The sequence below is a fragment of the Lachnospiraceae bacterium genome, from assembly GCA_022794035.1.
GTDB lineage: Bacteria > Bacillota > Clostridia > Lachnospirales > Bianqueaceae > CALWPV01.
The window spans coordinates 42,306-56,556 of record JAAWDX010000004.1; the positions used below are offsets into that span (position 1 = coordinate 42,306).

15 protein-coding genes are annotated in these 14,251 nt (G+C 45.9%); 14 read left to right on the top strand and 1 reads right to left on the bottom strand.

Annotated elements, in window-relative coordinates:
* Positions 1 to 12: 12 nt before the first annotated feature.
* Positions 13 to 786, bottom strand: a complete 774-nt coding sequence (locus HFE64_04120) for a TIM barrel protein (protein MCI8632654.1) — start codon at positions 784 to 786, stop codon at positions 13 to 15.
* 128 nt (positions 787 to 914) lie between these two features.
* On the opposite strand from HFE64_04120, the gene HFE64_04125 reads away from it, so the two are divergent.
* The 14 genes from HFE64_04125 (at position 915) to HFE64_04190 (ending at position 14,249) form a co-directional block, all read left to right on the top strand.
* Positions 915 to 1,352 (top strand): ACT domain-containing protein, encoded by a 438-nt coding sequence (locus HFE64_04125; GenBank protein ID MCI8632655.1) that lies wholly within the window; start codon positions 915 to 917, stop codon positions 1,350 to 1,352.
* A complete protein-coding gene (locus HFE64_04130; GenBank protein MCI8632656.1) occupies positions 1,349 to 2,140 on the top strand; it encodes a thymidylate synthase in 792 nt (263 codons plus the stop codon). The genes HFE64_04125 and HFE64_04130 overlap by 4 nt, the downstream gene beginning before the upstream one ends.
* Positions 2,140 to 2,649, top strand: a complete 510-nt coding sequence (locus tag HFE64_04135) for a dihydrofolate reductase (GenBank protein MCI8632657.1) — start codon at positions 2,140 to 2,142, stop codon at positions 2,647 to 2,649. The genes HFE64_04130 and HFE64_04135 overlap by 1 nt, the downstream gene beginning before the upstream one ends.
* Positions 2,646 to 3,803 (top strand): class I SAM-dependent RNA methyltransferase, encoded by a 1,158-nt coding sequence (locus HFE64_04140; protein ID MCI8632658.1) that lies wholly within the window; start codon positions 2,646 to 2,648, stop codon positions 3,801 to 3,803. The genes HFE64_04135 and HFE64_04140 overlap by 4 nt, the downstream gene beginning before the upstream one ends.
* Before the next feature lie 89 nt (positions 3,804 to 3,892).
* Positions 3,893 to 4,972 (top strand): 6-phosphofructokinase, encoded by a 1,080-nt coding sequence (locus tag HFE64_04145; GenBank protein MCI8632659.1) that lies wholly within the window; start codon positions 3,893 to 3,895, stop codon positions 4,970 to 4,972.
* A 107-nt stretch (positions 4,973 to 5,079) separates the two neighbouring features.
* Entirely contained in the window at positions 5,080 to 6,102 is a 1,023-nt protein-coding gene (locus HFE64_04150; GenBank protein ID MCI8632660.1) for a hypothetical protein, read from the top strand.
* A gap of 12 nt (positions 6,103 to 6,114) precedes the next feature.
* Complete coding sequence (locus HFE64_04155) at positions 6,115 to 6,792, top strand: PspA/IM30 family protein (GenBank protein ID MCI8632661.1); 678 nt, start codon at positions 6,115 to 6,117, stop codon at positions 6,790 to 6,792.
* Between the two features lie 12 nt (positions 6,793 to 6,804).
* On the top strand, positions 6,805 to 7,752 hold the full coding sequence (locus tag HFE64_04160; protein ID MCI8632662.1) for a hypothetical protein: 948 nt from the start codon (positions 6,805 to 6,807) through the stop codon (positions 7,750 to 7,752).
* An 18-nt stretch (positions 7,753 to 7,770) separates the two neighbouring features.
* Entirely contained in the window at positions 7,771 to 8,805 is a 1,035-nt protein-coding gene (locus tag HFE64_04165) for a D-alanyl-D-alanine carboxypeptidase (GenBank protein MCI8632663.1), read from the top strand.
* Between the two features lie 74 nt (positions 8,806 to 8,879).
* Positions 8,880 to 10,451, top strand: coding sequence for a 2,3-bisphosphoglycerate-independent phosphoglycerate mutase (locus HFE64_04170; protein ID MCI8632664.1), 1,572 nt, complete (start codon positions 8,880 to 8,882; stop codon positions 10,449 to 10,451).
* Between the two features lie 13 nt (positions 10,452 to 10,464).
* Positions 10,465 to 11,598 carry an N-acetylglucosamine-6-phosphate deacetylase gene (gene nagA / locus HFE64_04175; GenBank protein MCI8632665.1) on the top strand — a complete coding sequence of 378 codons (1,134 nt, stop codon included), beginning with the start codon at positions 10,465 to 10,467 and terminating at the stop codon, positions 11,596 to 11,598.
* Positions 11,595 to 12,227, top strand: a complete 633-nt coding sequence (locus HFE64_04180; protein ID MCI8632666.1) for a hypothetical protein — start codon at positions 11,595 to 11,597, stop codon at positions 12,225 to 12,227. The genes nagA and HFE64_04180 overlap by 4 nt, the downstream gene beginning before the upstream one ends.
* 77 nt (positions 12,228 to 12,304) lie before the next feature.
* Entirely contained in the window at positions 12,305 to 13,381 is a 1,077-nt protein-coding gene (locus HFE64_04185; protein ID MCI8632667.1) for a Gfo/Idh/MocA family oxidoreductase, read from the top strand.
* A gap of 10 nt (positions 13,382 to 13,391) precedes the next feature.
* A complete protein-coding gene (locus tag HFE64_04190; protein MCI8632668.1) occupies positions 13,392 to 14,249 on the top strand; it encodes a sugar phosphate isomerase/epimerase in 858 nt (285 codons plus the stop codon).
* Positions 14,250 to 14,251 lie beyond the last annotated feature (2 nt).

A 14,251-nucleotide genomic window follows, 5' to 3' on the forward strand; every position in this document is an offset into this window, starting at 1 on the left:
ACGCCCTCCTATTTAACGGTCTCCGGCAGCAGATGCCAAAGAAAGAAGATTTTGATAACTCATCTGCAGAGAATCAAAGGGGTTTCCCGGACATACATCCTGTTCAATCACCACAGCGGATACGCCCGCTTCCATACAGGCCTTAAAGCAATCTAAAAGATCCAGATTGCCATAGCCAACCTCTGCAAAAACAGGTGTCATAAAATTAACGGCAAAGTCTTTAAAGTGGCATACCTCAATACGCCCCTTTAGCTTGCGGATATGGGAAGCTGGGTTTACACCGCCCATTTGCAGCCAATAGGTATCCGGAATAAAATGAAAAAGCTCGGGATCTGTATCTTCAAGCAGCATGTCCATGATACGCCGACCTTCTAATCTCTGAAACTCAAAGTTGTGGTGATGATAGGCAAATTGAAGACCCGCTTCACGGATGCGGGCGGCTATTTCATGGGTAACGCGAATGAATTCCCGTACACCTTCTGCAGAATCGCGATAGGGAGCTGGCATACTGCCAAGACCAATGACAGGACAGTGCATCTGTTTGTGCTCATCAATAAGCGCATTCAAATCCTCTTGCATTCGATCGAAAGAGGAATGGGTGCAGCACACAGAAATTTCATATTTTTCGAGCAGGGATGTCATGACCTCAACAGGAAGGGGGGCAAAACCGGAGATCTGTACAGTCTCGTAGTGGTTTTCATGACAGATCTGAAAGGTATTTTCGATCCCTTCTGCGGTCTGAGTAAACTCTCGGACCGTATAAAGCTGGGGGCCTAATTGAATCATAAAAAATCCTCCTTTATTTAATCATTCGGTATTTGTATTATACGGCGGGTACATTGATTTTTCAATGAAATTATAGTATACTAAGCAGTAATTTAATAGGATCCTACTATGAGGGGAAGGAAACAAGAATGATACAGCAAATTACTGCTTTTATTGAAAACCGGCCCGGACGCCTAACGGATATTCTAAAGGTGCTGGCAGAGCATGGAATTGACTTGAATGGAATTTCCATTGCTGATAGTTCGGACTTTGGCCTGTTTCGTATGATTTTATCGGACCCGGAGCGAGGGCAGGAGATCTTAAAGCAAAATGGGTATATTGTACAGAGTACAGAGGTCTTGGCGATTGACGTACATGATGCGCCCGGAGGGCTTTTATATGCGCTTACATCGCTGAGCCAGCTAGAGATCAATGTCCAGTATATGTATGCATTTGGAACAAAGCTTTCTTCTCATGCGATGGTGATTTTAAAAACAGATGAAAATCAGCGTGCCGCAGCGGCTCTGGAAAAAGCAGGAGTGGATGTGTTATCGCTCCCAGAAGTAGAAAAGAGGTTGCATATATGAGTCATTATGATACTGCTTATCTGGATATCGTTCAGAATATTCTGGAACATGGCTATTACGATCAAAATAGAACTGGCATTGCGACTTACAAATTGCCCCATCAGACGATGCAGTTTGATTTGGAGAAGGAACTTCCCATTTTGACTACCAAAAAGGTAGCATTTCGTACAGCTGTCCGAGAGATTTTATGGATCTATCAGCAGCAGTCCAACGATGTCAGGGAGCTGCAGAAGCAGAAAGTTCATATTTGGGATGAATGGATGCAGGAGGATGGAACCATCGGGACAGCTTATGGCTGGGTGATCAAAGAGTATCATCAGGTGGATAAGCTGCTTGAGCAGCTGAAAAACAATCCGCAGGATCGCCGGATGATGGTCAATCTGTGGCAGATTCCCTATTTAGAGACCGGCGCGCTTGCACCATGCTGCTTTTTGTCTATGTGGGACGTAACAGACGGCAGATTAAACTGTATGCTTGTGCAGCGAAGCGGAGACATGGGGCTTGGCGTTCCGTTTAATACAACGCAGTATGCCGTACTCACACATTTATTGGCACAGGCAACTGGATTTCGTCCTGGTCTTTTAACGCATGTGATTAACAATGCACATATCTATGAAAATCAGGTCGAAGGGCTGCGCCTGCAGCTTACCCGGAGAGAACAGGCATATCCGGCGCCGAGGCTCTGGATCAACCCAGAAATCAAAGACTTCTATCAGTTTACAATGAAGGATATTAAATTGATGGATTATCAATATCATGATAAAATTTCAATGGAGGTTGCGGTATAATGCTTTCTATCATCGTCGCCATCGGGGCGCAAAATGAAATTGGGCAAAGCGGCGCAATGCCCTGGCATCTGCCGGAGGATTTAAAGCATTTTAAGCAGCTTACGTTAAATCACACCATTTTGATGGGCCGGCGCACCTTTGAATCCTTGCCCGGTGTTTTGCCAAAGCGAGAGCATATCATCATAACCAATGATTCCGCGTTTCAAAACGATCACCCGAGAGTCAGGATCAGTCACAATCTGGAAGAGGAGCTGCGCAAAGCGCAAAACACGGAAGAGGAAGTCTTTGTCATTGGAGGCGGTCAAATTTATCAGCAGGCACTGCCGATGGCGCAGCGATTGTATCTGACGCTGGTTCATCAAACATTTCTGCAGGCCGACACCTTTTTTCCAACCATTGATTTTACTCTGTGGCAGGAAATAGAGCGCAGCCCGGAGATGGAGGAAAATCATATACCCTATGAATTTGTTACGTATCAGCGGCTTGACTGCCTGAAGGAGAACGTATGAAAAAGCAGCAGATGAAAATGATGATTCCAACCCTGTTTGGGCTGGAGGGGCTGGTGGCAGATGAGCTGAGATATGCCGGATTTCAGAATGTACAGGCGGAAAACGGCCGCGTTTTCTTTGAAGGCGACTGGAAAGACGCTGCGCGCGCCAATGTCAATGTACGCTGCGGCGAGCGGGTGCTGATTGTGCTGGCTCGTTTTCAGGCTGTCAGCTTCGAGGAGCTGTTTGAGGGAACCAAAGAAACCCCTTGGGAAAATTTTATTGGATCGATGGATGCCTTTCCGGTAAAGGGATGGAGCCTAAATTCACAGCTTCACAGCGTGCCCGATTGCCAGAGAATTATAAAAAAAGCAGTGGTAGAGCGGCTTAAGGAGTGTTATGGCAATCCATGGTTTGAGGAAACAGGCCCTGTCATGCAGATTCAATTCTCGATTATGAAGGACGAGGTAACGCTGCTGCTGGATACCAGCGGAGCAGGTCTTCATAAAAGAGGCTACCGAAAAAATGCAAATGAAGCGCCGATCAGAGAAACACTGGCTGCCGGCATTGTAAATTTGGCCAGAGTACATAGCGATAGCTTAGTTTGTGATCCTATGTGCGGATCTGGTACACTGATCATAGAGGCGGCTTTAAAGGCGCTCAACATTGCGCCAGGGATTATGCGTCATTTTGCAATGGAAAAATGGGGATGCTTTCCCAAAGGAATTATGGAAGAAGTACGGGAAGAAGCTAAAAGCGCAATAAAAAAAGAGGCTCCCTTTGAAGGGGTGGCTTATGATCTGGATCCTCAAGCGGTGGCACTGACGAAGGAAAATGCAGCAAAAGCAAGGGTGTCCTCCCGCATCCGCGTGGAACAAAGAGATATTATCCGATATCAGTCCAAGCAGCTTCAGGAGCTCATGGAAAAAAATCCGCAGCACAAAAAGGCAATTACACTTTGCAATCCGCCGTATGGCGAACGGCTTTTAGATATTCAGGAGGCAGAAAAGCTATATCAGAAAATGGGGGTTGTTTTTAAACCGGAAAGCAATCAGGGCTATTATATTATTACACCCCATGAGGAATTTGAAAAAATTTTTGATAGAAAGGCAGACAAGAAACGCAAGCTATATAACGGTATGCTAAAATGTCAGCTATATATGTATTTCCGCTGATTGCATAGAAAAGACTGGTCAAAAAATCAAAAAGAGGCTATAATATCAAATAGTAAAATACAAATGAAAACAGAAGGGAGCGTGTAGATTTGAAACGGAGAATCGGAATTTTAACAAGCGGAGGCGACTGCCCGGGACTTAATGCGGCCATCCGTGGAGTAGCAAGGGCTTCTTATGATCTGTTTGATGCAGAAATTATTGGAATCGCCGATGGCTATAAAGGGTTGATTGAGGGAGATTACCAAGAAATGAAGCCGGGAGATTTTAAAGGGATCCTTACGCTTGGCGGGACGATTTTAGGGACCTCACGCCGCCCTTATCGCAACATGCGTGTTATCGAAGAGGATAACATCGACAAAGTTGAAAATATGAAAAAGAATTATAAAAAGATGGGGCTTGACTGTTTGGTAACACTTGGGGGAAATGGCACACATAAAACGGCGAATCTTCTTTCGGAAGAGGGGCTGAATGTAATCGGCCTTCCCAAAACGATTGATAACGATATCTGGGCGACGGATGTGACCTTTGGTTTCCATACGGCAGCCGACATTGGTACAGATGTGATTGATCGAATTCACACAACAGCCAACAGCCATGGCCGCGTTATGGTCATTGAAATCATGGGAAATAAAGCAGGGTGGCTGACGCTATATGCCGGCGTAGCCGGAGGCGCTGATGTAATTTTGCTGCCGGAGCTTCCTTATGAACCGGAAAAAGTGATTGCCTCCGTAGAGGCACGCACTAAATCGCAGAAGCGTAATTTTACGATCATTGCTGTGGCAGAAGGAGCTTTTAGCAAAGAAGAAGGCGGATTAAAGCGGAAAGAGCGATTAAAAAAGAGACAGGAAAATAATTATCCATCCGTTTCCTATCAGCTGGCCGATATGATTCAGAAGGAAACCGGATTAGAGTCAAGAGTTGTGAATCCGGGACATTATCTGCGCGGAGGCAGTCCCTCTCCTTATGACAGGATTTTGGCTACACAGTTTGGTGCCTATGCTGCGCATTTAATTGCTGATCAAAATTATGGGCAGACGGTAGCCATGATTCAGGGGCAAATCGGACACAATGCTCTTAAAGAGGTAGCTGGAAAAACTAAATTTGTCTCTCCCGACTTACCTCTCATTCAAACAGCTAAAGATATTGGAATTTCTTTTGGAGTCAAATAGTTTATATGAATAGAAAAAAAACAGGCCGCTCATGCCTTCAGATTATAGTATATATACTATATTTTTCTGCAGGGGCAAAACTGGGATACGAGGTGGCGGCCGCTTTGATGCAAAATCGGCAGGAGGCGATTCCCACATTGCTATTTGTCCTCTGTATATTGGCGGCAATGATTCTGCAAAAGCTGCTTCATGTAGCAGGGCATTACTGTTTGGGAAGGATCAGCGGTCTGCGTGTGATTGCGTTTACCTTTTTTCACCGCACCTATGTGAAAGAAGGAGAAAAATTCAGGAGCTGCGCTCCATTTCCGGAAAGTGCCTTAACAAGCTGTCTAATGGCCCCAAGATCCAGGCAAGCAGTTTCTTATACGGCATATCTGCTGGGAGGGGCTCTATTTAACCTTTTGTCTGCTCTTGCTGCGCTTGTTCTTTTGCTGGCAGTATCCTGGTCATTAGGGCAGTGGCAGGGGTGTCTTTGCTTTTCTGTTTTTCTAACAGGCATATGGGCGTTTATGTTCACTGCTTTACCTGCATATCATGCTGGTATACCAAGCGATGGACTGCAGGTGTTTCAAATAAAGAAAAATACGGCAGAAAAAGAAGCACTTCAAAAAAATCTTTGGATTCTGGCTCAGTTTTCAAAAGCCAAACCGATTCTTGAAGAAGGTTTAGACTTAGATCTCAAAAAACAGCGTAAGGGAAAGATTTTCAGTGCCCTGCTGCTTTTGCGCTGCTATGAGCTTGCCCTTTGGCAGGGACAGATCGAGAGAGCAGGTCAGAATTTGTTTAGCCTATATCAAAGACTAGCCGATCTTCCGGATCTCTTACAGCAAAGAGTATGGATGGAATGCATTTTTTACTTATCCTTGCCCGGTAGTCTGGATCAGGACTTAGAATTAACGCAGAGGCTTATGAACAGGGACCGAATCAAGCGCTATGAGGAACTGGCTTCGCCGGAAAGTCTGCGCTGTCTTTGGGTCTGGGCCCTATACGCAAAGCGCAGCTTAGAGCTTGCCGGCGTATACAGGGAGGCAGCTCTCTCAGCTGTCAATCAAATTGCTTTTCATCCTGCAGTGCAGGGTTGGAAAAAGGTGCTGGCAGATGTCAGCCAATACAATGATCAAACACAATAAGGAGGGTTTACAATGGGAATTTTAGCACGGTTTAAAAACATCATGGCTTCTAATATCAATGCTCTTTTAGATAAGGCGGAGGACCCGGAAAAGATGGTCGATCAGATTTTAAGGGATCTGCAGGACAATCTAGGAGAGGTCAAAGCAGAAACAGCCGGCATTATGGCAGAAGAGGCACGCGCAAAGCGCGAATATGACGAGGCGAGCGCAGAGGTCTCTACATTGCAGTCTTATGCAGAAAAGGCTCTTGTAGCAGGAAATGAAGACGATGCCCGTACTTTTTTGCAGAAAAAGCAGGCAAAGGCAGAAGAAGTAACGGCATTAAAGCAGGCCTATGATTTGGCAGCAGCAAACGCTGTCAAAATGAAGCAAATGCATCAGCATTTAACACAGCAGATTCAGGAAATGCAGGGAAGGCGAGATGCCATCAAAGCCAAAATGGCGGTAGCCAAGACGCAGCAAAAGATCAATGAAATTGGCAGCAGTATTAAAAATGCCAGCGGCAGTATTTCTGAATTTGATCGTATGGAGGCGAAAGCTGAACGGATGCTGGATCAGGCGAATGCGATGGCTGAACTAAATGCAGCAGAAAAGGAAGAATCTGTTGAGGATCTGATGGCTAAGTATGATACCCCTTCCCAGAGTGTGGAAGATGAATTAGCAGCGCTTAAAGCAAAGCTAGGCAAATAAGAGGCAAAGAGAATGGGGTTATTCAGCAATCAATTAGCCAATGTGGTAGAGTGGAATGAGAACTGGCAAGAGGCTATTTTCTGGAAATGGCATAACAGCGAGATCAAGAAGGACAGCCGTTTGATTATTCGGCCGGGACAGGATGCTGTTTTTCTGTACAATGGCCGGATAGAAGGGATCTTTAAAGAAGAAGGCAACTATGAGATATCAAGTCAGATTATTCCGTTTCTGAGTTCCTTAAAGGGCTTTAAATTTGGTTTTAACAGTGGACTGAGAGCAGAAGTCTTATTTGTCAATACAAAGGAATTTTTAATCAAATGGGGCACCAGAAATGCGATCTTACTTCCTGCCCAGGGGCTGCCGGGTGGCTTGCCGATACGGTGCTATGGTACCTTGAATATGAAGGTTTCTGATTATATTGCGCTGATCGATCAAATTGCCGGAGTGCGTGACCGTTTTACGGTAGATGATGTGCAGGATAGAATTCTTAATGTGCTGGATTCTTATTTAATGAAATGGATTTCGGCTGAAGGTAAGGATATGTTTAATTTGCAGGCCAATGCAAGTGAAATTTCAGCAGGGATCCAATCAGAGCTGGACATGGATATGCGGAAAATTGGCCTGACGATCTCTTCTTTTTATATTTCCAGCTTTTCGTATCCGCCTGAAATTCAGGAGAAAATCAATCAAGCGGCTTCTGTTAGTATGATTGGAGATATCAATCAATATCAGAAGGTAAAAATGACAGATGCCATGATGAATTCTTCTGGCGGCGGAGCTATGAGCGATATGGCTGGCTCAATGATGGGAATGGCCATGGGGATGAATATGGCCAAACAGCTGAATGAACAGATGAGTGCAGAGGCAGGAACGGCTCAGAAAAAGTTTTGCGGAAACTGCGGCGCTAAGCTGCCAGAGGAGGGCCTTAAATTCTGCACCAATTGCGGCGCTAAATTATAATAAAAGGAGAAAAGCCTGATGAAAAAACGTAGATTCGGCATTGTGCTGCTCGTGCTGTTATTCATAACAGGAATAGGTGTGACGCTGTATTTTACGTGGTTTCAAAGGGCTTTTCCTGCTTGTCAGCCGGTATGCGCACAAGGAGCCTCTCTCTTTTTACAGGAGGAGATCCTAGAAGTAAAACTAAGCCAAGAGGTATCCGCCAAAATGATTGAGGCGGCGCAGCAGAGCAGCTATCAGGATAACTTTCAAAAAAGCTTTCAGGCAGAGGCTGCCTATGTGGTGGATGCAGCAGGCAAAGTGTTATATGCAAAAAATGAGCACACAAGGCTGTATCCAGCATCTACGACTAAGCTGATGACAGCTTATCTGGCGATTCAGCATACAGAGGATTTGGATGCTTTGATTACGGTGGCGCCTCTGGAGGGCTGCTATGAAGAGGGAAGCCTTTTATTATATTTAAAAGAAGGCGATCAGATTTCCATGAGGGATTTGCTGTATGCTTTGCTGCTTTGTTCCTATAATGATGCGGCTACGGCAATTGCGATGGAGGTAGGAGGAAGCCTAGAGGGCTTTTCCGAGCTGATGAATGCTAAGCTGCAGGAGATCGAAGCCAATGAGACTCATTTTGTTACACCGCATGGCCTGCACCATGAGGAGCATTATACAACGGCATATGATTTGAATTTAATTCTGCAGATGGCCTACAGCCTTCCGGAAATTCAGAAAATCATGTTGGAAAAAGAAGCCCCGATCTTGATCTTAAGAGAAGGGGAAAGTCTGACGTATACGTTAAAAAACAGCAGTTTTTTTGTGCGGGATCTATATAAAATTCCCGATATGATGTATATAGGAGGAAAAACAGGCTATACATCTAAGGCAGAGAGCTGTTTGGCCTCAGTTTTTCAGTATGAGGAAGCGCAGTATTACAGCACGATTATGAAATCAGAGGATGCTTCTTATATGACGACCGTTTTGTTTGATTATTATTTTTCGCCGGAGGCGCTGGCAGCTTTTTCCAAAACTGTGCCTCTGATGCGGGATAGAGCATGATACACTGCTTAGAAGAGAGCTTCGAGCAGTTTTATCATAGATTATTCATTTTACTTCATTTTGGAGGATTTTCAATGAACAAAAAAGTTTTATTAGTTGTAATGGATGGCGTAGGATACAGTAAGACGGGCCTTGGAGATGCTGTTACGGCGGCTAATACGCCTACTTTAGACAAGCTGCTGGCTACCTGTCCGCATACGCGTCTTAAAGCACATGGAAGCGCTGTAGGATTACCAAGCGATGAAGATATGGGAAACAGCGAGGTAGGTCATAATGCGCTCGGGTGTGGACAGATTTATTCCCAGGGAGCGAAGCTGGTCAATGAATCGATTGAAAGCGGCAAAATATATGAGTCGCAGGCATGGAAGGAGCTGACTGCAAACTGCACGGCGCATCATTCTGCACTGCATTTTATCGGCCTTTTATCAGATGGAAATGTGCATTCTAATATTGCACACTTGCTTACTATGCTGGAGGAGGCTAAAAGAACGGGAATTCATAAAGCTTTCGTGCATATCCTGTTAGACGGGCGCGATGTACCGGCTACTTCTGCCCTGACATATGTGGAGCAGCTGGAAGAAAAGCTGGCGGAGCTAAATGATGAGCAGTTTCATGCACAGATTGCCAGCGGCGGCGGACGTATGAAGGTGACAATGGATCGTTATCAGGCTGATTGGCCGATGGTAGAGCTTGGCTGGAACACACATGTGCATGGTATGGGACGGCAGTTTGCCAGCGCTAAAGAGGCGATTGAAACCTACCGGAATGAAAATGAAGGCATTATCGATCAGGATCTTCCGCCCTTTGTGATTGGGAGTGATGGTCAGCCTGTTGGAAAGATGACAGATGGAGACAGCGTCATTTTATTTAATTTCCGTGGGGATCGTGCGATTGAGCTGAGCATGGCCTTTGACGATGAGGAATTTCCCTATTTTGACCGCGGCGAGGTTCCGCAGGTGCTTTATGCCGGCATGCTGCAGTATGACGGCGATTTAAATCTGCCTAAGCGGTATCTGGTTAACCCTCCTGAGATTAAAAACACGCTTTCTGAGCTGCTTGTGAAGCATCAGATTCGTCAATATGCTGTGTCGGAGACACAGAAATATGGACATGTTACGTATTTCTGGAATGGAAATAAGAGTGAAAAATTCAGTGAAGAGCTGGAGACCTTCTGTGAAATTCCTTCTGATAATGTATCCTTTGACCAGCGTCCGTGGATGAAGAGCGCAGAAATTACAGATAATCTGATTGAAGCACTTCGTAGCGGCCAATATGATTTTATTCGCTGTAATTTCCCTAATGGTGATATGGTTGGCCATACCGGCAATATGGACGCTGTTATCTGCGGTATGGAGGCTGTAGATTTAGCCCTGCACCGTCTTTTGAAGGTGGTGGATGAATGCGGCTATACTCTTTTGGTAACAGCAGACCATGGCAATGCAGATGAGATGCTGGAGAAAAATAAAAAGGGAGAGGTGCAGGTAAGAACGGCACATTCTTTAAATCCGGTTCCTTTCATCATTTATGATTCCAATGCACAGTATGTCATTCAGGACGGAGAATATGGACTTGCTAATGTGGCACCTACTGTGGCGAAAATATTTGGTCTGGAAATTCCCGAATGCTGGGAAGCCAGTATGATCTGAGTGGTTAAATGAAATGATAAAACGAATGAGCGCACAGGTTTTAGGACCTGATTTTCAGTTTCATCTTTGCACATTAGAGATTGAAAACGGGATCATCAAGGCGCTGTCACTGTCTACGTCACAGGAAAATTCCTGTGACGTAGTGTCTTATGATGGCCTAAAGATGATTCCTGGATTGATTGATGTACATATGCATGGCTATCATGGATATTCCTGTCAGACAAGCCAGGCAGAAAAGTTGACGGCTATGGGAAAATGGCTTGCCAAAGAGGGCGTCACAGGGTACGCTGCCGGCATTGCTACGACGTCTCAGGAAAAGGCGTTTTCTGCCGTCCGTGCTTGCCGCCTGGCGGCTCAAAAAAGGAACGGGGCTGAGCTGCTGGGGATTCATATGGAGGGACCGTTTTTAAATCCTCTTAAAAAGGGAGCTATGGATGAACGCTATATGCAGCTGCCTTCTGTTGATATCTTAAAAAGGTGCTTAGAAGAAGCGGGAGGGCTGCCGCTTCTGATGACGCTGGCACCGGAAATGGAGGGGGCAGAATCTTTCACGAAATATGCCCTTGCAAGAGGCGTCCATTTATCGATGGGACATACCGCCGCAAGCTATGAGGAGGCGATGGAGGCGATTGGATGGGGGATTCGCAGGGCGACGCATACCTTTAATGCAATGGCACCGCTGGGTCATAGGGCGAGCGGCGTTTTGGGCGCTGTGTTGCTGGAGGATAGCGTGCAGTGTGAAATGATTGCCGATTTTGTTCATCTGAAACCAGAGATCTGTAAGCTGATTTACCGGTTGAAGGGAGCTGACCGTGTGACATTGATTAGTGATTCCTGTCAGCTGGCAGGCCTGCGGCAGGATGAGCTTCCGCCGGATACTTCGATTATATTAAAGGAGGCAGCTTACCTACCAGATGGAACGCTTTGCGGCAGTATCAGTACTGTTATGACAGGTGTGCGCAATATGGTGACCCTGGGAATTCCAATGGAAGAGGCAATCCGAATGGCGTCTTATAACCCAGCACGCGATTTAGGCGTAGAAAAGTCGGTTGGCAGTATCGATATCGGGAAGAAAGCTAATTTGGTTGTGGTGGATGATGCATTAAGGGTACAGGCAGTTTATATAGAAGGAGAACAAATTAGATGAAGCAGCTGACAATGAAAGAAAAGTATGGGGAGGAAAAGGTATTGTGTATTCCCACTCAGGTCTTAGCATCCTTAGCCAGAGGAACGGATCCCATTTTATACAGGACTCAGGAGGTGCTGGGCTGTATGGAGCAGTATGGGGAGTTCAGACTGCGCTGGGAAGTGGAGCTGGATGATTCATGGAAACAAGTGATTCCCTATGTGCTGCTTCATACAGATACGGCAGTTTTGACGGCTAAGCGGCTCAAAGGAGATCCGAGGCTTACGGGAGGATATACCGTGGGTATGGGCGGCCACATCAATCCGGAGGATCGGCAGGGAGATCAAATTGTATCTTCAATTGAATGCTGCGTGAGAAGGGAACTGAGTGAAGAAACCAGCTTTGAATGGCAGAGAGATCTTGCGAGCTACCAGATGCATGAATATAGCTTCGTTAGTGTGGGGAATGAGGTCTCGCGGATGCATTTATGCATTCCGATTTGGATTCGGGTACATGATAGCAGCGATATTAGCATCCGAGAGGTAGATAAGCTGCTGGGCGTATGGACAGCGCAAAGTGAGATTAAGAGTTTGAACGGAAAGCTGGAGGGCTGGTCTGAAATTGCACTAAGGCTGTGGCAGGAAAGATAATACGGGATTTGAATTGACTTTCTTAAACGGCTGATTTAAAATAATGAATCATATAGTTTCTAATGGAGGGATGACTCATGGAAAAGCTGCGCATTGCAATTATTGGACAGGGAAGAAGCGGAAGAGATATTCATGGCGCTTATCTGCAGACGCCAAAGGCGAAAGAAAGGTTTGAGGTTGTGGCCATTGTGGAGCAGCAGGAGGACCGAAGGAAGCGGGCGGCAGAGGAGTTTGGCTGTCCGGTGCTGGAAAGATATGAAGATTTATATTATCAGTCGGAAAATATCGATTTGGTCATTAATTCTTCTTATAGTTTTCAGCATCATGATATTACGGTTGATTTGCTTAATCATGGGTTTAACGTGGTGTGCGAAAAGCCTGCGGCACGAAATGTAAAAGAGTTTGACGATATGGTCGCTACTGCAGACAGAATGGGAAAGTTTTTGGGGATTTTTCAGCAGTCCCGGTTTGCGCCATACTTTGTTAAAGTAAAAGAGGTCATTGACAGCGGCGTACTGGGTGAGCTGATTGATGTCGATATTCAATTCAATGGCTTTGCACGGCGCTGGGACTGGCAGACGCTGCAAAGCTATAATGGAGGAAGCCTGCGTAATACGGGGCCGCATCCGCTGGATCAGGCACTGGCTATTTTAAACGCCTATGATCGTATGCCTCATGTATTTTGTAAGATGAATCGTGTCAATACGTTTGGCGATGCAGAGGATTATGTTAAACTGATTCTGACGATGCCGGACAAGCCTTTAATTGATTTGACGATTTCCTCCTGTGATGCATATCCGTCGTTTACCTATAAAATTCATGGTAAAAACGGCGGTTTAAAGGGCAGCATGCAGCATATTGAGTGGAAATATTTTAATCCGGATTCTGCCCCTAAGCAGGAGCTGATCCGGCACTCTCTTTCTAAAGCAGACGGGACGCCTGCCTATTGTACAGAGACCCTTTCTTGGCATGAGGATTCATGGGATGGAGATCCGAACGGCGCCTTTGATGCTGCTGTAGAAGCGTATTATCAGATGGTATATGAGCATTTGCTGCAGGGAGCGCCCCTTATGATTACCTTGGATCAGGTTCGTCAGCAGGTTGCGGTGTATGAAGAGGCGCATCGTCAAAATCCGATGACCGCCATCGAATAGGGAAAAAGCAATGAAATTATCTATTATTACAGATGAGATTACGCAGGATCTCAGCGCTGCCATTCGGTTTGCAAAGGCATATCATTTGCAAGGGGTGGAGCTAAGAACGGTGGATAATCAGCCGCTGGAGGCTTTCAGCGAGCAGCGGCTGAAACAGATGCATGCGAAGCTTAGGCAAGCAGATTTAGAGGTTTCTAATATTGCCGGTTCTTTTTATAAATGCACTTATGAGCAGAGGGAAGCGGAGCTGGATAAGCTGAAACGGCTGATGGAAGCTGCGCATATCTTAGGATGCTCGACGATTCGTGGTTTTGCGTTTTTTCAGGAAGCTCATCTATGCGCAGAGCAAATTAAAGAGGCCTTTGAAGTGCCGGTGAAGCTGCTGGAAAAAGAAGGCATGAGGCTACTTTTAGAGGCAGACCCCAGCGTATTTACGACGAATCATAGGCAGCTGAGAGAGCTGCTTGACTTCCTTCATTCTCCGCAGCTGGGGGCAATCTATGATCCCGGAAATGATATCTATGACCCGCAGGGAGAATGTCCGTATCCACAGGGGTGGGAAGCGGTAGCGCCTTATGTAGCGCATATTCATATCAAGGACGCTGTGATGGGTCCAGAGGGGCCGCAGTGCGTGCGAATTGGCAGCGGACTTGTGGATTATGCAGGCATTTGTCAGGCGTTAACTCGTTGCGGCTATGCCGGGTATCTTTCTTTGGAAACGCACTATCGAAAGGGGCAGGCAATTTCGGAGGAGCTGATGCGCCTTCCGGGAGGAAATGAGTTTTCTGAAGGCGGTTTGGAAGCGGCAGCGGAGAGTATGGAAGCGCTGCAGCATCTGCTGGCGGTTCATAAAATAGAAGTTAAATAAAT

Coding starts and splice junctions, on each gene's coding strand:
- HFE64_04190 (MCI8632668.1), top strand. CDS start 13,392: ATGAAATTATCTATTATTACAGATGAGATTACGCAGGATCTCAGCGCT.
- HFE64_04170 (MCI8632664.1), top strand. CDS start 8,880: ATGAACAAAAAAGTTTTATTAGTTGTAATGGATGGCGTAGGATACAGT.
- HFE64_04185 (MCI8632667.1), top strand. CDS start 12,305: ATGGAAAAGCTGCGCATTGCAATTATTGGACAGGGAAGAAGCGGAAGA.
- HFE64_04140 (MCI8632658.1), top strand. CDS start 2,646: ATGAAAAAGCAGCAGATGAAAATGATGATTCCAACCCTGTTTGGGCTG.
- HFE64_04180 (MCI8632666.1), top strand. CDS start 11,595: ATGAAGCAGCTGACAATGAAAGAAAAGTATGGGGAGGAAAAGGTATTG.
- HFE64_04165 (MCI8632663.1), top strand. CDS start 7,771: ATGAAAAAACGTAGATTCGGCATTGTGCTGCTCGTGCTGTTATTCATA.
- HFE64_04135 (MCI8632657.1), top strand. CDS start 2,140: ATGCTTTCTATCATCGTCGCCATCGGGGCGCAAAATGAAATTGGGCAA.
- HFE64_04125 (MCI8632655.1), top strand. CDS start 915: ATGATACAGCAAATTACTGCTTTTATTGAAAACCGGCCCGGACGCCTA.
- HFE64_04150 (MCI8632660.1), top strand. CDS start 5,080: ATGCAAAATCGGCAGGAGGCGATTCCCACATTGCTATTTGTCCTCTGT.
- HFE64_04155 (MCI8632661.1), top strand. CDS start 6,115: ATGGGAATTTTAGCACGGTTTAAAAACATCATGGCTTCTAATATCAAT.
- HFE64_04120 (MCI8632654.1), bottom strand. CDS start 786: ATGATTCAATTAGGCCCCCAGCTTTATACGGTCCGAGAGTTTACTCAG.
- nagA (MCI8632665.1), top strand. CDS start 10,465: ATGATAAAACGAATGAGCGCACAGGTTTTAGGACCTGATTTTCAGTTT.
- HFE64_04130 (MCI8632656.1), top strand. CDS start 1,349: ATGAGTCATTATGATACTGCTTATCTGGATATCGTTCAGAATATTCTG.
- HFE64_04160 (MCI8632662.1), top strand. CDS start 6,805: ATGGGGTTATTCAGCAATCAATTAGCCAATGTGGTAGAGTGGAATGAG.